General features: G+C 34.8%; 23 protein-coding genes. 21 read left to right on the plus strand and 2 right to left on the minus strand.

Annotated features, from left to right (window positions below; all coding sequences use genetic code 11):
- Positions 1-395: 395 nt before the first annotated feature.
- From mutS to glnA, 10 genes are all read left to right on the plus strand, one after another.
- Positions 396-2,987, plus strand: coding sequence for a DNA mismatch repair protein MutS (mutS, locus tag GMD78_RS20520; protein ID WP_155671781.1), 2,592 nt, complete (start codon positions 396-398; stop codon positions 2,985-2,987).
- A gap of 14 nt (positions 2,988-3,001) precedes the next feature.
- A complete protein-coding gene (gene mutL / locus GMD78_RS20525) occupies positions 3,002-4,867 on the plus strand; it encodes a DNA mismatch repair endonuclease MutL (protein WP_155671783.1) in 1,866 nt (621 codons plus the stop codon).
- Between the two features lie 84 nt (positions 4,868-4,951).
- Positions 4,952-5,401, plus strand: coding sequence for a Dps family protein (locus GMD78_RS20530; RefSeq protein ID WP_155671785.1), 450 nt, complete (start codon positions 4,952-4,954; stop codon positions 5,399-5,401).
- A 20-nt stretch (positions 5,402-5,421) separates the two neighbouring features.
- A complete protein-coding gene (gene miaA, locus GMD78_RS20535; protein ID WP_155671787.1) occupies positions 5,422-6,357 on the plus strand; it encodes a tRNA (adenosine(37)-N6)-dimethylallyltransferase MiaA in 936 nt (311 codons plus the stop codon).
- Between the two features lie 39 nt (positions 6,358-6,396).
- Positions 6,397-6,621 carry an RNA chaperone Hfq gene (gene hfq / locus GMD78_RS20540; RefSeq protein ID WP_155671789.1) on the plus strand — a complete coding sequence of 75 codons (225 nt, stop codon included), beginning with the start codon at positions 6,397-6,399 and terminating at the stop codon, positions 6,619-6,621.
- A 194-nt stretch (positions 6,622-6,815) separates the two neighbouring features.
- On the plus strand, positions 6,816-7,745 hold the full coding sequence (spoVK, locus tag GMD78_RS20545; RefSeq protein WP_343042463.1) for a stage V sporulation protein K: 930 nt from the start codon (positions 6,816-6,818) through the stop codon (positions 7,743-7,745).
- 87 nt (positions 7,746-7,832) lie between these two features.
- Entirely contained in the window at positions 7,833-9,068 is a 1,236-nt protein-coding gene (hflX, locus tag GMD78_RS20550; protein ID WP_155671791.1) for a GTPase HflX, read from the plus strand.
- 6 nt (positions 9,069-9,074) lie between these two features.
- Positions 9,075-10,325, plus strand: a complete 1,251-nt coding sequence (locus GMD78_RS20555; protein WP_155671793.1) for a methionine gamma-lyase family protein — start codon at positions 9,075-9,077, stop codon at positions 10,323-10,325.
- A 120-nt stretch (positions 10,326-10,445) separates the two neighbouring features.
- A complete protein-coding gene (locus GMD78_RS20560) occupies positions 10,446-10,847 on the plus strand; it encodes a MerR family transcriptional regulator (protein WP_155671795.1) in 402 nt (133 codons plus the stop codon).
- 71 nt (positions 10,848-10,918) lie between these two features.
- Complete coding sequence (glnA, locus tag GMD78_RS20565; protein ID WP_155671797.1) at positions 10,919-12,250, plus strand: type I glutamate--ammonia ligase; 1,332 nt, start codon at positions 10,919-10,921, stop codon at positions 12,248-12,250.
- 45 nt (positions 12,251-12,295) lie between these two features.
- Here the strand turns inward: glnA and lexA are convergent, their stop codons facing one another.
- On the minus strand, positions 12,296-12,919 hold the full coding sequence (gene lexA, locus GMD78_RS20570) for a transcriptional repressor LexA (protein ID WP_155671799.1): 624 nt from the start codon (positions 12,917-12,919) through the stop codon (positions 12,296-12,298).
- A gap of 270 nt (positions 12,920-13,189) precedes the next feature.
- On the opposite strand from lexA, the gene GMD78_RS20575 reads away from it, so the two are divergent.
- From GMD78_RS20575 to GMD78_RS20615, 9 genes are all read left to right on the plus strand, one after another.
- Positions 13,190-13,840 carry a YneB family resolvase-like protein gene (locus tag GMD78_RS20575; protein WP_155671801.1) on the plus strand — a complete coding sequence of 217 codons (651 nt, stop codon included), beginning with the start codon at positions 13,190-13,192 and terminating at the stop codon, positions 13,838-13,840.
- A gap of 116 nt (positions 13,841-13,956) precedes the next feature.
- Positions 13,957-14,190: a DUF896 domain-containing protein gene (locus tag GMD78_RS20580; RefSeq protein ID WP_155671803.1), complete on the plus strand. Its 234-nt coding sequence runs from the start codon at positions 13,957-13,959 to the stop codon at positions 14,188-14,190.
- A gap of 141 nt (positions 14,191-14,331) precedes the next feature.
- Positions 14,332-16,335: a transketolase gene (gene tkt / locus GMD78_RS20585; RefSeq protein ID WP_155671805.1), complete on the plus strand. Its 2,004-nt coding sequence runs from the start codon at positions 14,332-14,334 to the stop codon at positions 16,333-16,335.
- Positions 16,336-16,482: 147 nt separating this feature from the next.
- A complete protein-coding gene (sirA, locus tag GMD78_RS20590; protein WP_196493886.1) occupies positions 16,483-16,938 on the plus strand; it encodes a sporulation inhibitor of replication protein SirA in 456 nt (151 codons plus the stop codon).
- A gap of 44 nt (positions 16,939-16,982) precedes the next feature.
- Positions 16,983-17,204, plus strand: coding sequence for a YneF family protein (locus GMD78_RS20595; RefSeq protein ID WP_155671809.1), 222 nt, complete (start codon positions 16,983-16,985; stop codon positions 17,202-17,204).
- A gap of 239 nt (positions 17,205-17,443) precedes the next feature.
- Complete coding sequence (locus GMD78_RS20600; protein WP_155671811.1) at positions 17,444-18,148, plus strand: cytochrome c biogenesis CcdA family protein; 705 nt, start codon at positions 17,444-17,446, stop codon at positions 18,146-18,148.
- 84 nt (positions 18,149-18,232) lie between these two features.
- Positions 18,233-18,658 carry a Na(+)/H(+) antiporter subunit B gene (locus GMD78_RS20605; RefSeq protein WP_155671813.1) on the plus strand — a complete coding sequence of 142 codons (426 nt, stop codon included), beginning with the start codon at positions 18,233-18,235 and terminating at the stop codon, positions 18,656-18,658.
- A gap of 40 nt (positions 18,659-18,698) precedes the next feature.
- Positions 18,699-19,088 carry a response regulator gene (locus GMD78_RS20610; protein ID WP_155671815.1) on the plus strand — a complete coding sequence of 130 codons (390 nt, stop codon included), beginning with the start codon at positions 18,699-18,701 and terminating at the stop codon, positions 19,086-19,088.
- A gap of 34 nt (positions 19,089-19,122) precedes the next feature.
- Positions 19,123-19,599 carry a CcdC family protein gene (locus GMD78_RS20615; protein WP_155671817.1) on the plus strand — a complete coding sequence of 159 codons (477 nt, stop codon included), beginning with the start codon at positions 19,123-19,125 and terminating at the stop codon, positions 19,597-19,599.
- Between the two features lie 50 nt (positions 19,600-19,649).
- Here the strand turns inward: GMD78_RS20615 and GMD78_RS20620 are convergent, their stop codons facing one another.
- Positions 19,650-20,138 (minus strand): DUF2621 domain-containing protein, encoded by a 489-nt coding sequence (locus GMD78_RS20620; protein WP_155671819.1) that lies wholly within the window; start codon positions 20,136-20,138, stop codon positions 19,650-19,652.
- 240 nt (positions 20,139-20,378) lie between these two features.
- Between GMD78_RS20620 and GMD78_RS20625 the strand changes: the two genes are divergently transcribed.
- Positions 20,379-21,509 (plus strand): ATP-binding protein, encoded by a 1,131-nt coding sequence (locus GMD78_RS20625; RefSeq protein ID WP_343042464.1) that lies wholly within the window; start codon positions 20,379-20,381, stop codon positions 21,507-21,509.
- A 258-nt stretch (positions 21,510-21,767) separates the two neighbouring features.
- On the plus strand, positions 21,768-24,479 hold the full coding sequence (gene acnA, locus GMD78_RS20630) for an aconitate hydratase AcnA (RefSeq protein WP_155671821.1): 2,712 nt from the start codon (positions 21,768-21,770) through the stop codon (positions 24,477-24,479).
- Positions 24,480-24,670: the final 191 nt, after the last annotated feature.

Here is a 24,670-nt window from a genome sequence, read left to right on the forward strand (position 1 = left end):
TTGCATTTTAAACTTCATATAAGAGTTCCTCCTTAAGATTTTGAGTTTTAGAGTGGTGTCTATACTCATATCTTACTGGGGAGCTCTCTTTTGATCAAAGTTGAAATTAACGCTCTACAGGAATGCTGCGCTTTCTACATCTAATGTGTATTTAGCGGACTGAGGAGCCGTTTCTTAGATTTGATGGATCCTCTTTCCGCTATTTCTTAGAACTTCATAGTTTGAAATATGCTTTGGTTTTAACTCAACTGAATTTAAGGGTTCCTCATTCCTTACCCATCATTTCCTACTGGTTACCCTACCTTTCAAATTTTAATAATTGCAAGTTATCGCCTTAAATCTACAACATATGCTATAATTATTAAATACTATGTAGGTTTTTGGAGGATTTTATGATGGCAAAATATACACCGATGATGGAACAATATTTACGAATAAAAGCAGACTATCAAGATGCTTTTTTATTTTTTCGTTTAGGTGATTTTTATGAAATGTTCTTTGAAGATGCAATAAATGCAGCAAGAGAATTAGAAATAACTTTAACGAAGCGAGATGCAGGGCAAAAGGATCCAATTCCTATGTGCGGAGTACCATACCATTCTGCAGCAAATTATATTAAAAATTTAATTGAAAAAGGGTATAAAGTAGCCATTTGTGAGCAAGTTGAAGATCCGAAATCGGCTAAAGGTGTTGTAAAAAGAGAAGTTGTACAACTAATTACACCAGGAACAGTTATGGAAAGTAATATGCTTAATGAACGGAATAATAACTATATTGCTAGTCTTTCTCATTTTGAAGATGGGTCGTATGTCATTGTATATAATGATTTGTCGACAGGTGAGAACAGAATCGCACTTATTTCACATGGTTGGGACGCAGTGATCCATGAATTATATAATCAACCAATAAAAGAAGTTGTTATTTCTTCTAATCTACCAGAAGATTCCCAGCAACAGCTGAGGGATAGATTGCAAGTAACCCTTTCTTATCAAAATGAAGTGAATTTTAATGCTGAGTATCGCAGTCTATGTGAGAATTTAAATGATGAACGTCTGATGAAAGCATTTAGTCGTTTATTGAATTATATACAGCATACCCAAAAACGATCTCTAGACCATTTACAACAAGCAGAGATTATTGAATTAGATAATCATTTATCACTCGATATGTATTCTAAGCGTAACTTAGAACTAACTGAAACCATTATGCGTAAAGGAAAACAAGGAAGCTTACTATGGGTCCTTGATAAGACGGTAACTGCTATGGGGTCTAGAATGCTAAAGAAATGGTTAGAACGCCCATTATTAGTTCGTGATCATATTGAAGAGCGTCTTGAAACTGTGGATGGCTTTTATCAAGGTTTCATAGAACGAGATAGTGTTCGTGAAACACTTAAATCGGTGTATGATTTAGAACGCCTCGCTGGTAGAATTTCATTTGGAAACGTAAATGCGAGAGATCTAATTCAGTTAAAGAAATCTCTGGAGAAAATACCAGTTTTAAAACAGACGCTAAAGCAATTTAATCACAAGCAAATTGATCAGCTGGCCGACTCACTTGTTTTTCCAGAACACATTGTGTCCTTGTTAGAAAATAGTTTAGTAGATGATCCACCAGTTTCGATTAAAGAAGGTTCAATTATTAAGGATGGTTATCATGAACAGCTAGATACCTATCGTGATGCATCTAAGAATGGGAAACAATGGATTGCAGAATTGGAACAAAAAGAAAAGCAAGAAACGAATATTAAGTCACTCAAAATTGGATATAACCGAGTATTCGGTTACTATATTGAAGTGACAAAAGCGAATTTGCATTTATTACCTGAAGGTAGATATGAACGAAAACAGACTTTAACAAATGCAGAACGCTTTATCACTCCTGAATTAAAAGAAAAGGAACAATTAATTTTAGAGGCAGAAGAAAAAAGTGTTGAGCTAGAATATAATTTATTTATTGAAGTTCGTGATCAAATCAAAGAACATATTCCAGAGTTACAATACTTGGCTGATGCAGTAAGTAAAATAGATGTGTTACAGGCTTTTGCTACTGTAAGTGAAGCAAATAATTATAAACGACCTCGATTTGTTACAGACAAGCTTTCTATTAAAAATGGTCGTCACCCAGTTGTAGAGCAAGTTATGAAGGATGGATCATTTGTTCCAAACGATATTCATCTAGATCAGGACCGTAGTATATTACTAATCACTGGACCGAATATGTCTGGTAAAAGTACGTATATGCGACAGCTTGCTCTAACTGTAATCATGGGACAAATTGGGTGTTTTGTACCTTGTGATGAAGCGGAATTAATTATTTTTGATCAAATATTTACACGTATCGGTGCTGCTGACGATCTTGTTTCGGGTCAAAGTACGTTTATGGTTGAAATGCTTGAAGCGAAACACGCGTTATCAAATGCAACGGATCGCAGCTTGATATTATTAGATGAAATTGGTCGTGGAACTAGTACCTACGATGGAATGGCATTGGCCCAAGCAATAGTAGAATATATTCACCATCACGTACATGCGAAAACATTATTTTCTACGCATTATCATGAACTAACAACCTTAGAAGAAAGTTTACCTAACTTAAAAAATGTACATGTTCGCGCAGAAGAATTTGAAGGGAATGTTGTATTCCTACATCAAATTAGAGATGGTGCAGCAGATGAAAGTTATGGTATCCATGTGGCAAAGCTTGCTCAATTACCTGAGCCTTTGATTGCTCGGGCAAGTGAAATTTTGACACAGCTAGAAAGTGGTAATGAAAAGACGTTACAACCAAATGAACAGGAGCCTCAAGAATTTCAAGAAGCTCAATTATCATTTTTTGCAGATGAAAAACCATCACAGAAAAAACAGGAAATAAAATACGTAGAAGAAAAAATCGTTCAAGATTTAAGAGGGTTAAATTTACTAGAAATGACACCGCTAGACGCGTTAAATGAATTATATCGACTACAAAAGAAAGTACAAAAATAGAAAGGATTGTTTGCATGAAAATTTATCAAATGTCTGATGCATTAGCAAATAAGATAGCTGCTGGGGAAGTAGTGGAAAGACCGGCCTCTGTGGTTAAAGAGCTAATTGAAAACAGCATTGATGCAAACAGCACTTGGATTAAATTAGACATAATGGAAGCTGGTTTACAGCAAATAAAAATTACCGATAATGGTGATGGGATGTCTGAGGATGATTGTGAGCGAGCTTTTTTACGTCATGCTACAAGTAAAATTAGAAGTGAATCGGACTTATTTCATGTAAGTACACTAGGGTTTAGAGGAGAAGCTTTAGCAAGTATTGCTTCTGTTAGCAGATTAACCATGAAAACATCACAGGGCGATGAAGCTGGGACATTTCTTTCTTTAGAAGGTGGAAAAGTTTTAGAAAAAAAGAAAAGTGATGCAAGAAGGGGTACTGAAATTACTGTTTCCGACTTATTCTTCAACACTCCAGCTCGTCTTAAATACATGAAAACCATTCACACTGAATTAGGGCATATTACGGATCTATTAAATCGATTAGCGCTTTCCCACCCAAATATTCGATTTGAAGCAACACATAATGGAAAAGGACTATTTAAAACTCCAGGTACAGGTGATTTACTTCAGGTCATTTCCCAAGTATATGGAATTGGTGTGGCTAAGAAAATGATTCCAATTAATCAAGAGACACTTGATTTTTCTGTGGAAGGGTATATCGCTAAACCAGAAGTTACACGAGCTTCTAGATCATATATTTCAATTATGATTAATGGTAGATTTATTAAAAGTTATCCATTAACACAAGCAATCATTCGTGCTTACCATACGTTGTTACCAATTGGACGTTCTCCAATTGTTGTATTATCTATTACGATGGATCCTATTTTAGTGGATGTTAATGTGCATCCGACAAAGCTAGAAGTACGATTTAGTAAGGAAAAAGAATTGTGTTTATTGGTTGAAGAAACGATTAAATCGAAATTTCGTGAGACAACATTAATTCCAGAGGTTGAACAAGCACCAGTTGAAAAAAGAAAATCGTTGCAGCATAGCCTTGACTTTGATATGGACAAGAATAAAAATTACAAGCAACATACAGTTGTTCATGAAACACAGCCTGCTGTAGACCAGTCAGTTGTCCGGTCTAATTCAGTAACTGCAGAACAACAAGACACACCACATCAAGCAAATGAGGAACTAGTAGATGAATTATCAGAAACGATAGAGTCACAATCAACTAAACTATCTGGACACCCTGTAGAACCTTCTCACTTAGAGGAAGAACATACAAATTCCCGTGTACCAGTTATGTACCCAATCGGTCAGTTGCATGGTACATATATCTTAGCACAAAATGATGAGGGTTTTTATATGATTGACCAACATGCTGCACAGGAACGGATTAAGTATGAGTTTTTCAAGAAAAAATTAGGGGAGACATTTAATGAATCTCAAGAATTACTCATTCCAATGACATTTGAGTTTTCCAAACAAGAATCTATTTTTATCGAACATCATAAAAGTGAACTAGAAAAAGTGGGTTTGTTTTTGGAGAGTTTTGGGAATCAAACGTATGTTATTCGTTCGCACCCGAATTGGTTTCCGAAAGGATTTGAGGAAGAGATCATTCGTGAAATGATTGAACAGGTAATGCAAGAGGAACGGATTAATATTGAATCCATTCGAGAAGAAGCAGCCATATTAATGAGCTGTAAACGTTCGATTAAAGCCAATCATCATTTAAATCATGATGACATGTATCGTTTGCTACAAGATTTGCGTAACACAACAGACCCGTTCACGTGTCCGCATGGTCGTCCAATAATCGTTCACTTCTCATCCTATGAACTTGAAAAAATGTTTAAGAGAGTTATGTAAATGAGGTATAAATCCATTACACTTCGCAAAAACTAGGAACAAAGGTGCATTGTGCCCTTATTGGTTTTAAAAGGTGGAGTGTAAATGGATAATCAAAAACTAATAAACTTCTTGAATCAATTGTTATCAAATCATTTTGTCATGTATGTGAAATTACATCGTTATCATTGGTTTGTACAGGGAAGACATTTCTTTCAACTTCATAAAACGTTTGAAGAGATGTATGAGAAGATTGCAGAGGATTTAGACGAGGTGGCAGAGCGTATTTTAGCAATTGATGGAAAGCCATTAGCAGTTATGTCTAAATACTTAGAGGAAACGACGTTAGTAGAGGCTAACGCGGATGATAAGGAAGATGAAATCATTGATCAGCTGATGGAGGATTATAAACAAATTATTTCCGAGATTAAAGAAATCGGTATTCCATTGGCAAATGAACAAAAAGATGAACCTACGGCTGATCTGTTAATTGGTCTACAAGCGAGTTATGAGAAATACGTTTGGATGCTGACGGCATATCGTGCTTATAAATAAACGTTTTTAGGGGAATACGAATGAAAAATAAAGTAGTAGCTATTGTTGGCCCTACTGCGGTTGGAAAAACAAAGTTGAGTTTAGAAGTTGCGAAGCAATTTGATGGTGAAATTATTAGTGGAGATTCAATGCAAGTATATAAAGGTATGGACATCGGCACCGCTAAAATAAAAAAACAAGAAATGCAAGGAATTCCACATCATTTAATTGATATTCGGAATCCAGATGAATCATTTTCTGTTGCTGACTTTAAAGAATGTGTGCAAACATACATAGATGAAATTTCGAACAATAATAAACTTCCCATCATAGTTGGAGGTAGCGGGCTCTATATTCAGGCAACCTTGTTTGATTATAACTTTGCTACCAAAAAACGCGACGAAACGATTACCAAAAGGTTAGAAGAAGAATTAAAACGTAATGGTAATGAAGCATTATACCATCGTTTAAAGAAGATTGATCCAATACAAGCAGAAAAAATTCATCCTAATAATTACCGGAGAGTAATTAGAGCACTTGAAATTGTTGAAACAACAGGATTAACAATGAGTGAGTATCATGCAAACCAATCAAATGAATCTCCATATGATGTTCAGCTGATAGGTCTTGAAATGGATAGAAAAACTCTATATGATCGCATTAATAAGCGTGTCGATCAAATGGTAGAAGAAGGAATTGTTGAGGAAGTCAGGCATTTGTATGAGCAAGGTTATGAGAATTGTCAATCCATGAAAGCAATAGGCTATAAAGAATTTTTACCATATTTTAAAGGTGAAATAAACTTAGACCAAGCAATTCAAATATTAAAGCAAAATTCACGCAGATATGCTAAAAGACAATATACATGGTTTAAAAATAAAATGGACGTTCATTGGTATACGATTACACCTGAAACTATAGATGATAAAATTCAAATTATTTCACAAGATTTAGCAGGATTCTTAAAAGAAAGGTAGAAATATATTATATATAGATAGAAAAGAGGAGGATTTATGATGGCGCAATCTGTAAACATTCAAGACCATTATCTTAACCAGCTAAGAAAGGATCACATTTCTGTGACTGTATTTTTAACAAATGGTTTTCAATTAAGAGGGATTGTAAAAGCATTTGATAATTTTACGGTATTGTTGGAAACAGAGGGTAAACAACAATTAATCTTCAAACATGCTATATCAACATTTGCTCCTGTAAAAAATGTAAATATCGATAAAGAATAAATGACAATAACGAACGCTTTCTTAAGCGTTCGTTTTAAATTTTTTCAATGTAAAAACCATGTCATCCTCTAGCCTCCTGTGGTGAATGGTTACGTCATTACATGGAGTAGAAGGTATCATATTAAAAAGAAGATAGGCGTTTGTCACACCTTTTACTCCTTAAACGTATACTATGGTGACGAAGGGGTGATGACGTGGGAACACAAAAGGTACAAAATAAAAATGGTCAAATAAATATAATACTTCGTGATAAAAAGCCCGTAAATGTAGAATCATCTAATACTGTGAAAACCATGGACCGTGACCGTGATCCATTTAAACATATTGAGGAAGAATTTTCGTCATTCGTTGGAATGAAAAGATTAAAACAACGAGTCAAAGAAATCTATGCAACAATTGTTATTAATGAAAAGAGAAAAGAACTTGGGTTAACTAGCACGAAACAAGTGCTTCATATGTTGTTTAAAGGTAATCCAGGTACTGGAAAAACTACTGTTGCTAGAAAACTTGCGAAGATCTACTTTGATATGAATTTGTTGTCAAAGGGACATTTCATTGAAGCGGAACGGGCTGACTTGGTTGGAGAATATATTGGGCAAACAGCACAAAAAACCCGCGCAATTATACAAAAAGCCCAGGGTGGAATCTTGTTTATTGATGAAGCATATTCACTGGCCCGTGGTGGTGAGAAAGACTTTGGAAAGGAAGCGATTGATACACTCGTCAAACAAATGGAGGATTACGGAAATGACTTTGTGTTGATCCTTGCTGGTTACCCTTATGAAATGGAGAGATTTTTAAATCTGAATCCTGGTCTTAAATCACGGTTTCCATTTATATTAGACTTTGAGGATTATGAAGTAGACCAATTAATGGAGATTGCAAGACAGATGGCTTCAGAGCGTGAATATCAATTAACGAAGGAAGCGGAGTGGAAGCTTCGAGCATATTTATATAAACAACAACAAGAAACAACACGAAACTTTTCCAATGCACGATGTGTACGAAATATTATTGAGCACGCTATTCGACTTCACGCTGTCCGCTTATTATATAAAAGTCAGGTTACATCAGAGGATTTAATTTTACTAACTGGTAGTGATTTATCTCTTGATCATCAATAGTCCCTGAATTTTGTGATGCATCATTATCTTTGCTATGATATAAAATGAACCTTGTTATAGACATATAAAGAAAGAGGTTATTTATGCATGTCTTTAGAAACTATACTAATAATCGCAGTAAAAAAACCAGATCAACAAGATGAGCGTTTTCAATCATCATTGGATGAACTAATTTCATTGTGTAAAACAGCGGGTGGAACGGTAGAAAAGATCATGACTCAAAATCGAGTCCGTATCCATCCTGCTTTTTATATTGGTGAAGGAAAAGCGGAAGAAATTAAGCAGGAAATTGAGGATTTAGTAATTGATTTAGTCGTTTCTAACGATGAATTGTCAGCTGGTCAATTACGAAATTTAAGTAATCTTTTCGGTGTCCGAGTCATTGATCGTAGCCAATTAATTTTAGACATCTTTGCAGGTCGAGCCAAAACAAAGGAAGGTAAAATGCAGGTTGAACTTGCTCAATTAGAATATATGTTACCGAGGCTAAGAGGGCAAGGTACAGAACTTTCACGCCTAGGTGCAGGGATTGGTACCAGAGGACCTGGGGAAACGAAATTGGAAACAGATCAAAGACATATAAGACGACGAATCCATGATATTAAACGCAGACTTAAAGTAGTTGTAGGACAGCGGGAGCAGTATCGCAAGCGAAGAAAGACGAATGATGTCTTTCAGATTGCTATTGTTGGGTATACCAATGCTGGAAAATCAACTTTATTTAATCGTTTAACAAATAGCACCTCATTAGAGGAGGACAAGCTATTTGCAACACTTGATCCATTAACTAGGAAAATTCAGCTTCCTTGTGGATTTCAACCATTAATTACAGATACGGTTGGTTTTATTCAGGATTTACCGACGACATTAATTGCTGCTTTTCGATCTACTCTAGAGGAAGTAAAAGAAGCTGATTTTATTTTGCATGTGGTCGATGGCTCCCATCCTGATCATGTGAGACATCAAGATACAGTACTAAAATTACTAGAGGAGTTAGATGCACATACCATTCCAACGCTAACTATCTATAACAAACGAGACAAAGTTATGGATGACTTCATTCCTATGAATCGTCCATACATGGTTATGAGTGCTTTGCAAGAAGCGGATATTGAGAAATTTACTTTTTATGTTGAGGAAGTATTAAAAGATGAATGGGAGCATTACATAGCAAACCTAGATCCTGAAGAAGGGAAATTAATTAATCGATTAGAACAAGAGACTATTGTAGAGAAGAAAATATTTGATGAAGAAAATAATTCATACATTATTCAGGGGTATGTTCCGCCTGAACACCCATTGAAGAGTAGATTAAAGGAGTAACCATGAATGATTGAAAGAATAGCACAACAAGCAGAAATAGACTGCAAAAAACAACATGAAGAAATAAATAAAACAGTAGAAATAAACCAAAAGCGAGTATTAGAAGCCTTTACAAAAAATAGGGTAAGTGATAGCCATTTTAATTCAAGTAGTGGCTATGGTTACGATGATTCGGGAAGAGATACATTAGAAGCAGTTTATTCGGATGTATTTGGTGGAGATTCGGCATTAGTTAGACCACAGCTAGCTTCTGGTACTCATGCGATTAGTACTTCATTATTTGGTGTATTACGGCCGGGGGATGAGATGATTTATATTACCGGGAAACCGTACGATACGCTTGAAGGAGTAATTGGTACCAAAACAAGCGAATCTGCTAATAATGGTTCATTATTAGATTTTAATATCTCGTATAACGAAGTAGCTCTTAAGCATGACGGTTCAATAGATTATGACGGAATTAAGGATGCAATTAACCATAAAACGAAAGTAGTGGCGATCCAGCGGTCTAAAGGTTACGATGATCGTCCTTCCTTTCCAATTGTTGAAATTGAAAAAATGATTTCATTTGTTAAAGAAATCAATCCAGCATTAATTGTTTTTGTTGATAACTGTTATGGTGAATTTGTAGAAGAACAAGAACCTTTACATGTCGGTGCCGACCTTATTGCTGGGTCATTAATTAAAAATCCAGGTGGTGGTATTGTACGTGCTGGCGGTTATATTGTTGGACGAGCTGATCTCGTAGATCAATGTGCAAATCGTTTAACTGCACCTGGATTAGGGAAAGAAATAGGTGCAACGTTTCATGTGCTGCAGGAAATGTACCAAGGATTTTTCTTAGCACCACATATTGTAGGTGAAGCGTTAAAAGGTGCTGTGTTTACATCGCGATTTTTAGAACTACTGGGATTTGAAACAACTCCACAGTATGAGGTAAAACGAACAGATTTAATTCAATCTGTTACATTCAAACAAGCAGAGCAGATGATAAAATTCTGTCAGGCAATTCAACGTAATTCTCCTGTAAATTCCTATGTAACACCGTACCCTAGTGATATGCCTGGCTATGAAGATCAAGTTATAATGGCAGCGGGAACATTTATTCAGGGTTCTAGTATTGAATTATCTGCTGATGGACCAATTAGAGAGCCGTATATTGCTTTTGTGCAAGGTGGACTTACCTATGCTCATGTCAAAATTGCCTTGAAAGAAGCAGTGAAAGTGGTATTATCTGAGGAAGTAAACCAACAATAAGCAAAAGAGTAATCGACCTCTTTTGCTTATTACTATTTTATGTTAGAAAACCTAACATTCCCTTGACACGTTACATAACATATAATAAAATAAATTTAAGCGAAAAGGAGTGTCACCTATATGGATGATAAAGATCGCCGTTCGATGCCTTTGTTTGGTATCGGAATTGTAATGAAACTTACTGAATTGACAGCAAGACAGATACGTTATTATGAAGAGCATGATTTAATACACCCAGAGAGAACATCAGGAAATCAACGGTTGTTTTCCTTTAATGATGTAGATCGATTATTAGAGATTAAAAATTACTTAGATAAAGGTTTGAACCTTGCAGGTATTAAATTATTACTAACTGGAGAGCAAGAGGAAAAAGAAGTTCCAAAATCAGAGAAAAATGAAAAATCAGATATGACTGATAAAGAGTTAAGAACTATTTTAAGAAACGAGATAACAGAAGCAGGTCGCTTCGGTAAAGCTAGTCTAAGACAGGGCGAGCTATCTAGGTTTTTTGTTAAACATTAGTAATCTAGAGAAATAGGCTATTAGTTTAATCTTATTTCTCTAAATATATAAAATATTACAGGAGGAGAAACATGAGTTATACCAAAGAAGAGGTTTTAAAACGAATTGAAGAAGAGAATGTTAGGTTTATTCGCTTACAATTTACGGATATGCTGGGGACAATTAAAAACGTAGAAATACCGTTAAGTCAATTGGAAAAGGCATTAGACAACAAGATGATGTTTGATGGCTCCTCTATTGAAGGTTTCGTACGTATTGAAGAATCAGATATGTATTTATATCCTGATTTAGACACATTTGTAGTATTCCCTTGGACATCTGAGAAAGGTAAAGTTGCGCGTTTTATTTGTGATATTTACAATCCAGACGGAACACCGTTTGAAGGGTGCCCACGCTACAATTTAAAACGTAATCTAAAGAAGATGGAAGCATTAGGTTTTGACGCATTTAATATTGGAACTGAGCCAGAATTCTTCTTATTTAAATTAGATGAAAAGGGAGATCCATCTTTAGAGCTTAATGACCATGGTGGATATTTTGATTTAGCACCTACCGATTTAGGTGAAAATTGCCGTAGAGATATCGTACTTGAGCTAGAGGAAATGGGATTTGAAATTGAAGCATCTCACCATGAGGTAGCTCCAGGTCAACATGAAATCGATTTTAAATATTCTGATGCAGTAAAACATGCGGATGATATTCAAACATTTAAACTAGTTGTTAAAACAATAGCTAGGAAGCATAATTTACATGCAACATTTATGCCGAAACCATTATTTGGTGTAAATGGATCTGGAATGCACACAAATATGTCATTATTTAAAAATGGAGAGAATGCATTCTACGATCCAAGTGGAGATTTAGAATTAAGCGAGACTGCATATCAGTTTATTGCAGGTATAATCAAACATGCAACTAACTTTACCGCTGTTACAAACCCAACTGTAAACTCTTATAAGCGACTAGTGCCAGGATATGAAGCGCCTTGTTATGTTGCCTGGTCAGGTTCCAATAGAAGTCCATTACTTCGTATTCCTAACTCACGTGGATTAAGTACCCGTGTTGAGGTGCGTAGTGTAGATCCATCTGCTAACCCATATATGGCTTTATCTGTTTTATTGGCTTCAGGATTGGATGGAGTAGAAAATAAACTAACGGCTCCATCTGCGGTAGATCGTAATATTTACGTGATGAACAAAGCAGAACGTGAAGAGAACGGTGTAAAAGATTTACCAGCAACATTAATGGATGCACTGAATGAATTACAAAAAGATGAAATTATTGTAGGTGCATTAGGAGAGCACTTGTTTGAGCACTTTATGGAAGCAAAAGAGATCGAATGGGATATGTTCCGTACGACTGTTCACCCATGGGAAAGAGAACAGTATTTAACTCAATATTAAAATTTAACCCCTTGATAATCAAGGGGTTTTTTCTATATGCATGTATTAATGAATATGTCGATATAGACCGATTACTTTTCCTAAAATAGATACGTTCGTGTAAATTAATGGTTCCATTGTTGCGTTTTCAGGCTGTAAACGAATATGATCTTTTTCTTTGAAAAATCTTTTTACAGTTGCTTCATTATCCTCTGTCATTGCCACTACGATATCTCCATTTTGTGCTGTGCTTTGTTGCTTCACGATGACCATATCACCATCTAAAATTCCTGCCTCGATCATACTTTCTCCATCGATAACAAGAACGAAAAGATTATCATCTGGTCCCGCACTAGAACTTGGAAGTGGGATAAACTCTTCAATATTCTCTACTGCCGTAATAGGGATACCAGCTGTTACTTTACCGATAACGGGAGCGTACCGAGCTTCTTCTCTCGGTATGTTATTTTCTTCTGATAAATCTAGTATTTCGATTGCTCTCGGTTTAGTAGGGTCTCTTCTAATAAAACCCTTACTTTCTAGACGTGATAGATGTCCATGAACAGTTGAACTCGATGCTAGGCCTACTGCCTCGGCAATTTCACGTACTGATGGTGGATACCCTTTTTTGTTAACTTCATCTTTTATGTAATCTAATATGGCTTGTTGTCGTTTTGATATTTTTGTCATCTATCGATCACCTCGTACATATGATTTATTAATGATAGTTTACCATTCTGTTTATCAAAAAGCAAACGTTCGTTCGAAAAACTATTGACAGGATCATATGTTCTGATATAATTAAAAATAGAACAAAGGTTCCTATAAGAGGGAGAAAGGGATGATGATGGTATGTTTGAAAAAGTTACTAAAACAGATATATTCTACATCGTTGCGTTTATTTTAACTTTAGGTTTTCTATACTTTTCACTAATTACTGCATAATAGGAGATTAAATCATTGGATGCCATAATATATTGTCGTGTAAGCACAGATAAACAAACACAAGAGTCATCATTAGAACGACAAAAAGTAGAACTACTAAGTTTAGCTAATCGTTATAATATGAATGTAGTTACATGTATTGAAGAAAAAGCGAGTGGGTATGAGATCGAGCGTGAAGGTGTATTTGAAATGCTAGATGTCTTTTCATCAGGAAGAGCTAATTGTCTTCTTGTTCAAGATGAAACAAGGCTAGGTAGGGGGAATACAAAAATTGCATTATTTCATCAGTTGCAAAAATTACATATTCCAATCTATACACATATTCACGATGGTAAATTAGAAATATCAGAGTCAGATTCGATGGTATTGCAAATTGTAAGTATTGTAGAAGAGTATCAACGGAAGATTCATAATGCAAAGATTAAACGAGGAATGAAAAAAGCTGTTAGAGATGGTTATAACCCTGCTCAGAACATGAAAAATAGACATAGAGCTCCAGGTCGTGAAAAGAAATCTGTACCTATAGAAGAAATTGTTCGGTTGCGTCAAAAAAATTTAACATTTGGTGAAATTTCCAACACGTTGAATGGACTTGGCTATGATATATCTAAAGCAACGATACATAGACGCTATCAAGAATACCAAATGCTTGATTCTGATACATAAGAGAGGTAACATAAAAAAAGCTAGAACATATAGGTTCTAGCTTTTTAAGTGTTTAGAACATGAAAATAATACGTTTGGGAAATCTATAGATATGATTTAGATTTAGGAGGTTTATTATGTTATCAAAGGAGAAATTGGAGAGAATAAATGTATTGTCAAGAAAGTCAAAAAATGAAGGTTTGACAGATGATGAAAAAGTTGAACAAAAAAACTTAAGAGAAGAATATTTAAAAAATGTTCGTAAATCATTTAAGAATCAATTTAAGTCTATGACTGTAGTAGATCGAGAGGGAAATGATGTTACCCCACAAAAGGTAAAAGATTTACAAGAAAGAAGCAAAAAACATTAAGTAACAATGTTGTAAGTGAACATAATGAAATATTTTGAGTAAGAATATTCTGCAATCCTTGTTATTGCTTGTTATAGATATTGTTTCATTATAAGATAAGAAAAGTAGTACATCCTTTAAAAATGGAAAGGGGAACAGACGATGTCGAACAATGTAGAACAATTATCAATTAATACAATTAGAACACTGTCAATTGATGCAATTGAAAATGCGAATTCTGGTCATCCAGGCCTACCAATGGGAGCAGCGCCAATGGCATATACCCTTTGGACAGATTTTATGAATCATAATCCAAAAAACTCAAAATGGTTTAACAGAGACCGTTTTGTACTATCTGCAGGACATGGTTCTATGCTGTTATATTCATTATTACATCTATCAGGTTATGACGTTTCCATGGATGATTTGAAAAATTTCCGTAAATGGGATTCGAAAACACCAGGACATCCAGAAGTACATCACACTGATGGAGTTGAAGCTACTACTGGTCCATTAGGGCAAGGTATTGCTATGTCTGTTGGAATGGCAATGGCAGAAGAGCATTTATCTGCAAAATATAATAAAGAAGATGTATCCATTATTGACCACTATACATATGCACTAGTAAGTGACGGGGACTTAATGGAAGGAATTTCTCATGAAGCAGCTTCATTAGCAGGTCATTTAAGACTTGGTAAATTAATTGCGCTTTATGATTCAAATGACATATCTTTAGATGGTGAGTTAAATCGTTCTTTCTCTGAAAACATCGAAGATCGCTTTAAAGCTTATGGTTGGCATGTGTTACGTGTTGAAGATGGAAATGACGTTAACGCTTTACGAAATGCTATTAAACAGGCACAAGAAAATACTGAGCAGCCAACTCTAATAGAAGTAAAGACAGTGATTGGATATGGTTCACCAAATAAATCAGCTTCTGCAGCATCTCATGGAGCACCACTAGGCAAGGATGAGGTAAGTTTAACAAAAGAATTCTATAAGTGGTCTCATGAAGAATTCCATGTACCAGAAGAAGTATATGCTGATTTTAATGAAAAAATCGTTGAAAAAGGCACAAAATCAGAGGAACAATGGAACGATCTATTCCAAACATACAAAGAAAAATATCCAACAGAGGCAACTGAATTAGAGCTTGCAATTAAAGGAGAGCTTCCACAAGGATGGAATCAAGATCTTCCGGTTTATGAACCTGGAGAAGATAACCTAGCAACAAGAGCTTCTTCTGGAGAAGTGCTAAATGGAATTGCAAAAGCTGTACCTTATTTCGTTGGTGGTAGTGCCGACTTAGCTGGTTCTAATAAAACAACGATTAAAAATGAGGAAGATTTCAGTCGTAACAATTATTCTGGTAGAAATATTTGGTTCGGAGTAAGAGAGCATGCTATGGGAGCAGCACTAAATGGAATGGCATTACATGGTGGTCTTAAAGTATATGGAGGTACATTCTTTGTCTTCAGTGATTACTTACGTCCGTCAGTACGTCTTTCAGCAATTATGAATACTCCTGTAACATATGTATTTACGCATGATTCTATTGCTGTTGGAGAAGATGGTCCAACGCATGAACCAGTTGAACATTTAGCAGCATTACGTGCTATGCCAAACTTATCTCTTATTCGTCCAGCAGATGGCAACGAAACCCAGGCAGCATGGCGTTTGGCAGTAGAATCGACCAATAAACCAACTGCATTAGTGTTAACTAGACAAAACCTTCCAACATTAGCAGGTACAAAAGAAAATGCTTATGAAGGAGTTAAAAAAGGTGCCTATGTTGTAAGTAAAGCAAATAAAGAAACACCTGATGCACTGTTAATTGCTACTGGATCAGAAGTGCAATTAGCTGTGAAAGCTCAAGAAGCATTAAAAGAACAAGGTGTAGATGTAAGTGTCGTAAGTATGCCATCATGGGACCGCTTTAACGAACAAGATGCATCATATAAGAATGAAGTTCTACCAAGTAAAGTAGAAAGTAGAGTAGCTATTGAAATGGGTGCTACTTTTGGATGGGAGCGCTATGTAGGTGATCAAGGTATTGTAATGGGGATCGATACGTTTGGTGCTTCTGCCGATGGAAATAAAGTAATAGAAGAGTATGGATTTACGGTAGAAAATGTTGTGAACAATGTATTACGTTTAGTTAAATAATGACTAAAAAAGGGATGATTTCATATAGGAATCATCCTTTTTTTTACAATGGTTTCAAACGACAAAACTAGTGTTTGTTTTTAACATATTGTGACATGATTTTGTAGGATGAAGGCATATAATAGAGTAAATAGAGGAGGGGTAGTTTTGAAAGAGTTTTCTATATATTGGATTAAAGAAGAATTTGCTTCTCATTATTTTTATAAGAGTGATATCCTATATCGATTTATTAAATCATATCAAAAAGAAGATAGAAGGGACCTTTCATTACAGTTTGATTATATAACAAACAACTTTCCTAGTCAGGCTATTATCTCTAATATGAAATGGTATCTTACTAATCATGCTACATATCAAATAGATGGAAATGAAATCAAAATACAGGAACAATCAAATAATATTACTTTACATATTCATGAAAAACATATAAAATTTCGTTGTGAATCACTTCAGGATGCAGAAAAACTACTATTCCCAGTGTTACGGTTAATCTATCCATTTTTATTTATTGTGGATGATCATCTTTATAATTTTGGTTGGATTTCACCTGTAACAATAAGTATGATGCATCATGGTCAACAAGTATTGTATTCCTATGGATGATTTACTATACTGAATAAGAGACAACACGAAGGAGGAAACAAGGAATGGACACGATTTGGGTCGTATTAATCGCAATAGGAGCGTTAATCGCAGGTGTTGCTCTTGGATTTTTTATCGCTAGAAGATATATGATGAACTACTTGAAAAAGAATCCACCAATTAATGAGCAAATGCTTCGTACGTTAATGATGCAAATGGGTCAAAAGCCATCACAAAAGAAAATCAATCAAATGATGCGTGCAATGAATAATCAAACAGGTAAATAAGGGATTTAATCCGTTCATTTTTAGTATAGACCATTGCACATACCCCGTACTTATGTAGTATGGGGTTTTTATTTTCAGAGAAGGTAATTCAATATTCTTATCCTTCCAATGTGATTAATATTATCGAAAATCAGAATAATCTAAGGAACATAATTCAGTTAATTGTCATATTCGTTGCTAATTATGTCCGTTTCATTTGATACAATAGATAATAATAGGTTCAAAAGGAGGTTCTAAGATTGTCTGAAATAAACATCTTTCTTGCGTTTGGAGCTGGATTCTTATCCTTTGTTTCTCCATGCGTATTACCACTATTTCCAGCTTTTCTATCTTACATAACCGGTATGAGTGTTAGTGAATTAAAAGATGATCATAAAATGCTTAATAAAAAAAGCATTTTACATACGATTTTTTTCCTATTAGGGTTCTCTAGCGTCTTTATTATGATTGGATTTACAACATCATTTATTTCTGAATTCTTACTTACCTATCAAGATATAATAAGACAGGTAGGGGCCATTGTAATAATCTTTTTCGGTCTAGTAATTGTTGGGGTATTTAATTTCGAATTTTTAATGAAAGATAAAAAAATCACATTTAAGAATAGACCTGCAGGTTTTTTTGGTTCTTATATTATAGGTTTGGCATTTTCAATGGGTTGGACGCCTTGTACAGGACCGATATTAGCAATTGTTTTATCATTAGCTGCTACCAATCCCCAAACAGGTATGGTTATGATGATTAGCTATGTGTTAGGTTTCTCAATTCCTTTCTTATTACTTTCGTTTTTCATCGGAAGGCTTAATTGGATTAAGAGAAACAGTCTTCGTTTAGTTAAAATCGGTGGTTACATAATGATTTTAATGGGGATAGCTTTATTTTTTGACTGGATGACCAAGCTTACATCGTTCCTAGCTGGATGGATAGGTTTTTACGGGTTTTAATCGTGATTCAACTCACACTTTGATGGATTTTATCCATGTTTTATATTATGATATTTACATACACACTAAAAAGGAGAGCAATTCATGTACAAAACGAACGATCTCATACTTCGTACAACTACTTCATTAATTGCATTTATTTTATTAGGTTTTGCAATTTACTTATTACTAGCCGGACATAATGCTCCTGGAGGAGGGTTTATAGGCGGTTTAGTGACAGCTGCTGCAGTTGTACTTATGTATATGGCGTACGGAATAAATGTAGTTGATAAAATTATACCGATAAATTACCGAACAATGGCATTGATAGGTTTACTAATTGCTGTTGTTACAGGAATTGGGGCATTTTTGTTTAGCGAGGAGTTCTTATCCCATACATTCGGTTATTTTCATTTTCCGATATTTGGAGAAATAGAATTAGCCACAGCAATGTTGTTTGACGTGGGAGTTTACCTAACCGTTATTGGAGTTACAGTAACCATCATTTTGAATATAGCAAATGACCAATAGGTTATGGCTGATTAAATACTATTATTGGGGGAAGTAATAGATGGCGAAAATTCTTATTGTAGATGATGCTAAATTTATGCGGGTTACATTGACAAACATCTTTGAAAAAGGCAACCACGAAATTGTAGGGGAAGCTGAGGATGGACGTAAAGCAGTTCAGTTATATAAACAATTTCAACCAGATTTAGTCACAATGGATATTACAATGCCAGTTATGAACGGGATTGACGCTATTAAAGAAATTATGGAGTTTAACCCAAATGCTCAAATCTTAGTATGTTCAGCTATGGGGCAACAAAAAGTTGTCGTTGAAGCAATAGAAATGGGCGCAAAAGATTTTATTGTAAAGCCATTTGATGAACAACGAGTATTAGAAACAGTAAATAGAATACTACAAAACAACAGTGATCTAAGTACAAATAAATTGTAATTGGGTTTTGGGATGGAGAAAAGAGTGAGATTATATGTTTTGGGTTGTTGCTAGTACTGTAGTAGCTATTATAATGGCTACTGCGATGATTTTCATTCGTTTAAAAGCTTCTAGGAAACCAGCTTCGATTAAAAAAATAATTTTACCACCCATATTTATGAGTACTGGGGCACTTATGTTTGTATTTCCAGAATTTCAAGTTAATTGGGTGCAGGTTCTAGAAGCAATTTCTGTAGGTGTGTTTTTTTCTTTTTTTCTTATTAAAACATCGAAATTCGAAATTCAAGATCGAGATATCTATTTAGTACCGTCCAAAGCATTTGTTATTATCTTATTCGGGCTGTTGATTATTCGAATTGTTGCTAAATTGTTAATTGGAGGAACAGTTTCCTTCGGTGAGACAAGTGGGATGTTCTTTTTACTGGCTTTTGGAATGATTATTACATGGAGAATCGCTATGTTATATAAATTCATTCAGTTGGAAAAGCAATTAAAACAATCAGCAATATAAAAGGAAGAGGAAGCGTCCTGTCGACGCTTCCTTTTTTAAATAGCAATCTATTACTTCGTGTTTTTTTGTTTCTGATAATTACTTTCCCAATTCTCTGCATAGTTTTCTCTAGACATCTTAAAAAACGGTTCATATGGAGAGACATCAATATTTTTCTGTTTCAATTTTTTGCGTAGAAATTTATGATCTCGCTTCGGGGTAGCGATAATGTAACCCTCAATAATCGTTTCCTGTGTAATTGTTTTAGAACCTTTCTCGATAGCAACCTCACCAATTTTACTAGCGATTTTCTGTCTAGCAACATCTCTAAATAATTCAGGTACGGGAGAAACTAATTCTTCTAAAAAATTTTTTTCCTCTTCTCCCCACATATGTCTTGTTTTGTCAATATAATGTTTTTCCCAATCCATATCTGATTTTCCATCTTCTTTAGGGAGTTGTTTTAAAAACTTTCGAAACATAAAATAGCCACCGATTGCCATCAAACCGATCAAAAGGAATCCCCACAAAATTATAAAATAATCTCCAATAACTGACATATTTTCACCTAATTCTCATACAATCTTATAAAACGTTTATTTTTAACTGTTTTTATAGTAAGATTACTAATAATTAACTACTGTTATACAAGATATCATTCACATTTCATAAACAGTTATGCTAATATAATTATAATCGGATTTTCTTGTATAAACAAGTTTCATAATTTTATCTATACATACATATAAGTTATATAGAAGTATTTTATGTAGTTATTTGTAGAAAAGGGGGTGAAAGTGGTGGAAAAAAACTCGAATAAAATGGAAATGGCAAATACTCATTCTACTACCTATCCTCATGAAAAAGATGAAAGTAGTCATCAAAAAATATTCGAAGATTTATCATCACTACCCAACTTTATGCAACAATGGATTGATACAAATTTAAATGATGTTGTTTTAGTTTGGGATGAAAATGGGAAGGGAATTTATTTTTCCAAATCTATTAAACAAGTATTAGGGTATAATCAAACCGACTTATATGGAGTATCTTGGAAAGAGATCATTTCACCAGAGGATACACCATTTTTAGAAGAAACAATAAACCTGAAAGATCATACAAATAAGGTTTTAAATTTACATTTTCGTACCAAAGATGAAAGGTATAGATGGTGTGAATGTAAAATGGTCAGACTAAAAGATGATAATAGTAACATTTATTATCTATCAACACTAAGAGATATTACGGATAAAAAAGAAATAGAAGAAATGATGGTACGATCAGAGAAAATGTCTATTGCGGGTCAGCTTGCTGCAGGTGTAGCTCATGAAATTCGGAATCCACTGACATCAATTAAGGGATTTTTGCAATTATTGCAGGCTGGTGTCAATCGGAAGGATGTCTATTACAAGATTATGATCGATGAAATAGAAAAAATGGAGAAGATTACTTCCGAGTTACTCTTTATATCAAAACCACTAACCGATCAAAAACAAAACGAGTCTATTGGACAAATGATCGAAGATGTAGTTAAATTACTGAAATCACAAGCAAAGTTAAAGAATATTGAAATAACCTATAGCAAAGACGTTGAGCTATCTATTTTTTGTGACCGTTCACAAATAAAGCAAGTACTCTTAAATCTAATTAAGAATGCCATTGAAGCTATGGAGGAATCTGGTACAATTGATATTTCAATTGGCCACGTTGACTCATGCATACAAATCGATGTCATAGATGAAGGTCCAGGAATACCTGAAGAAGTAATACATAAACTTGGCGAGCCATTTTTTACTACAAAAGAGAACGGTACTGGACTTGGTTTAATGATTACGAAGCAAATACTTGAACGTCATGATGCAACATTGGAAATTTTTCAAAATGAAGATAAAGGTAGTACATTCCGAATGAGGTTTCCTGCAATTTGTTAAATTATTTTTATTATATTATCTTATCGGTGTACATGTTCCCTAAGTGTATAAGAAAAAATTATCACTCGAAATAAGTTTTTACTATACAAAATCCAGCATGAAACAATTGTTTTATGCTGGATTTTCATTTAAGATAGGTAATGTAGAAATTATACTTTTTATATTTTTCAAGGTTTCATAGATAAGAGATTATTATGTCTTAATAATCTTTTTTTATGATGTCAAACTTTGAAGAAACCACAGGAAAGGGGTTACACAATGGGAGAAAATAATGCATTTAATGCGAAAAAGCAATTTGAATTAAATGGAAAAACGTATAACTATTATGAATTAAAAGCATTAGAAGAAGCTGGATTAGGAAACGTATCACGTTTACCATTCTCTATTCGCGTACTATTAGAATCTTTAGTACGTCAATACGACGGACGCGTGATCAATGATGAACATGTTAAAAGACTTACAAAATGGGGTACAAAAGAAGGCAATGGAGTAGACGTTCCTTTTAAACCTTCACGTGTAATTTTACAAGATTTTACTGGTGTTCCAGCAGTTGTTGACCTGGCATCTCTACGTAAAGCAATGGTAGATATGGGTGGAGAACCAGATAAAATCAATCCAGAAGTGCCAGTAGATTTAGTAATTGACCACTCTGTACAAGTTGACCAGTATGGTACTCCAAATGCTTTAAAAGCTAATATGGAGTTAGAATTTGAACGTAATGCTGAGCGTTATGAGTTTTTAAATTGGGCTCAGAAAGCTTTTGATAATTATCGTGCAGTACCGCCTGCAACAGGTATCGTTCACCAGGTTAACTTGGAGTATATTGCTAACGTCGTACATGCTCTTGAAAACGACAATGGAGAGTATGATGCGTTTCCAGATACATTAGTTGGTACTGACTCACATACAACTATGATCAATGGACTAGGTGTTCTTGGTTGGGGTGTTGGTGGAATCGAAGCAGAAGCTGGAATGTTAGGTCAACCATCTTACTTCCCGGCTCCTGAAGTAATTGGTGTTAAGTTTACAGGAAGCTTCCCACAAGGAACAACTGCAACAGACTTAGCATTGAAAGTTACGCAAGTATTACGTGAGAAAAATGTAGTAGGTAAATTTGTAGAATACTTTGGACCTGGTCTAAAAGATATGCCTTTAGCAGACCGCGCAACGATCTCAAACATGGCTCCAGAATATGGTGCAACATGTGGATTCTTCCCAGTTGATGAAGAAGCACTTAACTATCTTCGTTTAACTGGTCGTTCTGAAGATCAAATTGACCTTGTAGAAAAATATTGTAAAGCTAATGATTTGTGGTATTCAGCAGATCAAAAAGATCCTGAATATACAACTGTTGTTGAAATTAACCTTTCAGAATTAGAGCCAAATCTTTCAGGCCCGAAACGTCCACAAGATTTAATCTCTCTTTCTAACATGAAAAAAGAATTTAATAAAGCAATAACAGCACCATCTGGAAACCAAGGATTTGGTCTTGATAAATCTGAATTTGATAAAGAAGCTACTGTTGAATTCTCTAATGGTAAAACTTCTACAATGAAAACAGGTGCCGTAGCAATTGCTGCAATCACATCTTGTACAAATACATCTAACCCATACGTTATGTTAGGGGCTGGATTGTTAGCGAAAAAAGCAGTAGAAAAAGGATTACAAGTACCAGATTATGTAAAAACATCATTAGCTCCTGGTTCTAAAGTAGTTACTCGCTACTTAGAAGATTCAGGTTTAATGACATATTTGGATCAACTTGGCTTTAGCCTAGTAGGTTATGGATGTACAACATGTATCGGTAACTCTGGACCATTACTTCCTGAAATCGAAAAAGCAATTTCCGATAGCGATTTAACGGTTTCTTCGGTACTATCTGGTAACCGTAACTTTGAAGGACGTATTCATCCGCTAGTAAAAGCTAACTACTTAGCATCACCACCATTAGTAGTTGCTTATGCTTTAGCTGGTACAGTTGATGTTGATCTAACAAATGATGCATTAGGTACGGATGCAGATGGTGAGCCAATTTACTTAAACGATATTTGGCCATCAATGGATGAGATTAAGGAAGAAGTACAACGCGTAGTAAATCCTGAAATCTTCCGTAAAGAGTACGAAAATGTATTCCAGTCTAACGAAAAATGGAATGAAATTGATACAACAGATGAGCCATTATTTGAGTGGGATGAAGAGTCAACATACATTCAAAACCCACCATTCTTTGAAGGTCTATCAAAAGAAGCTGGTACTGTAGAACCATTAAACAATTTACGTGCAATTGGTAAATTTGGTGACTCTGTAACAACTGACCATATTTCTCCTGCTGGGGCAATTGCAAAAGACATGCCTGCAGGTAAATACTTACAAGAAAAAGGTGTTTCACCTAGAAACTTTAACTCCTATGGATCACGTCGTGGTAACCATGAAGTTATGATGCGTGGTACGTTTGCTAATATTCGTATCCGTAACTTATTAGCTCCTGGTACAGAAGGTGGATATACAACTTACTGGCCAACAGAAGATGTTATGCCAATTTATGATGCAGCTATGAAATATCAGCAAGATGGTACTGGATTATTAGTTGTTGCAGGTAAAGATTATGGTATGGGATCTTCTCGTGACTGGGCTGCAAAAGGTACAAACTTATTAGGAATTAAAACAGTTATTGCTGAAAGCTTCGAGCGTATTCACCGTTCAAACTTAGTAATGATGGGTGTTCTTCCGTTACAATTTGAAAAAGGTCAAAATGCTGACAAGCTTGGATTAACTGGTAAAGAAACATTTAACATTGAAATCGATGAAAATGTTAAACCGCATGATCTTCTAAAAGTAACTGCTGTTAATGATGAAGGAAAAACAACTGAATTCAACGTAATTGCACGTTTTGATAGTGAAGTTGAAATTGATTATTATCGTCATGGCGGTATTTTACAAATGGTATTACGCAATAAAATGGAAGCTTAATCTAAAAAGTCTCACATTAGTATGTGAGACTCAGGCTGTCGAAAAACCCTCGACAGCCTGTTTTTATTTAGAATACTTTAACAATTCACCGCGTTAATTTGTTATAATATAAGTAACAATACAAGGCGGTGGTAACTGTGTTTCATACTAGAAATAATACTCAAAATGAAGTGGAATTTGTAAGTATAGAA

Source organism: Ornithinibacillus caprae, assembly GCF_009728145.1.
GTDB classification, from domain to species: domain Bacteria; phylum Bacillota; class Bacilli; order Bacillales; family Amphibacillaceae; genus Ornithinibacillus; species Ornithinibacillus caprae.

Bases quoted from the DNA above. Each gene is read 5' to 3' on its own strand.
- mutS (WP_155671781.1), top strand. From the start codon at position 396: ATGGCAAAATATACACCGATGATGGAACAATATTTACGAATAAAAGCA.
- mutL (WP_155671783.1), top strand. From the start codon at position 3,002: ATGAAAATTTATCAAATGTCTGATGCATTAGCAAATAAGATAGCTGCT.
- GMD78_RS20530 (WP_155671785.1), top strand. From the start codon at position 4,952: ATGGATAATCAAAAACTAATAAACTTCTTGAATCAATTGTTATCAAAT.
- miaA (WP_155671787.1), top strand. From the start codon at position 5,422: ATGAAAAATAAAGTAGTAGCTATTGTTGGCCCTACTGCGGTTGGAAAA.
- hfq (WP_155671789.1), top strand. From the start codon at position 6,397: ATGGCGCAATCTGTAAACATTCAAGACCATTATCTTAACCAGCTAAGA.
- hflX (WP_155671791.1), top strand. From the start codon at position 7,833: ATGTCTTTAGAAACTATACTAATAATCGCAGTAAAAAAACCAGATCAA.
- GMD78_RS20555 (WP_155671793.1), top strand. From the start codon at position 9,075: ATGATTGAAAGAATAGCACAACAAGCAGAAATAGACTGCAAAAAACAA.
- GMD78_RS20560 (WP_155671795.1), top strand. From the start codon at position 10,446: ATGGATGATAAAGATCGCCGTTCGATGCCTTTGTTTGGTATCGGAATT.
- glnA (WP_155671797.1), top strand. From the start codon at position 10,919: ATGAGTTATACCAAAGAAGAGGTTTTAAAACGAATTGAAGAAGAGAAT.
- lexA (WP_155671799.1), bottom strand. From the start codon at position 12,919: ATGACAAAAATATCAAAACGACAACAAGCCATATTAGATTACATAAAA.
- GMD78_RS20580 (WP_155671803.1), top strand. From the start codon at position 13,957: ATGTTATCAAAGGAGAAATTGGAGAGAATAAATGTATTGTCAAGAAAG.
- tkt (WP_155671805.1), top strand. From the start codon at position 14,332: ATGTCGAACAATGTAGAACAATTATCAATTAATACAATTAGAACACTG.
- GMD78_RS20595 (WP_155671809.1), top strand. From the start codon at position 16,983: ATGGACACGATTTGGGTCGTATTAATCGCAATAGGAGCGTTAATCGCA.
- GMD78_RS20605 (WP_155671813.1), top strand. From the start codon at position 18,233: ATGTACAAAACGAACGATCTCATACTTCGTACAACTACTTCATTAATT.
- GMD78_RS20610 (WP_155671815.1), top strand. From the start codon at position 18,699: ATGGCGAAAATTCTTATTGTAGATGATGCTAAATTTATGCGGGTTACA.
- GMD78_RS20615 (WP_155671817.1), top strand. From the start codon at position 19,123: ATGTTTTGGGTTGTTGCTAGTACTGTAGTAGCTATTATAATGGCTACT.
- GMD78_RS20620 (WP_155671819.1), bottom strand. From the start codon at position 20,138: ATGTCAGTTATTGGAGATTATTTTATAATTTTGTGGGGATTCCTTTTG.
- acnA (WP_155671821.1), top strand. From the start codon at position 21,768: ATGGGAGAAAATAATGCATTTAATGCGAAAAAGCAATTTGAATTAAAT.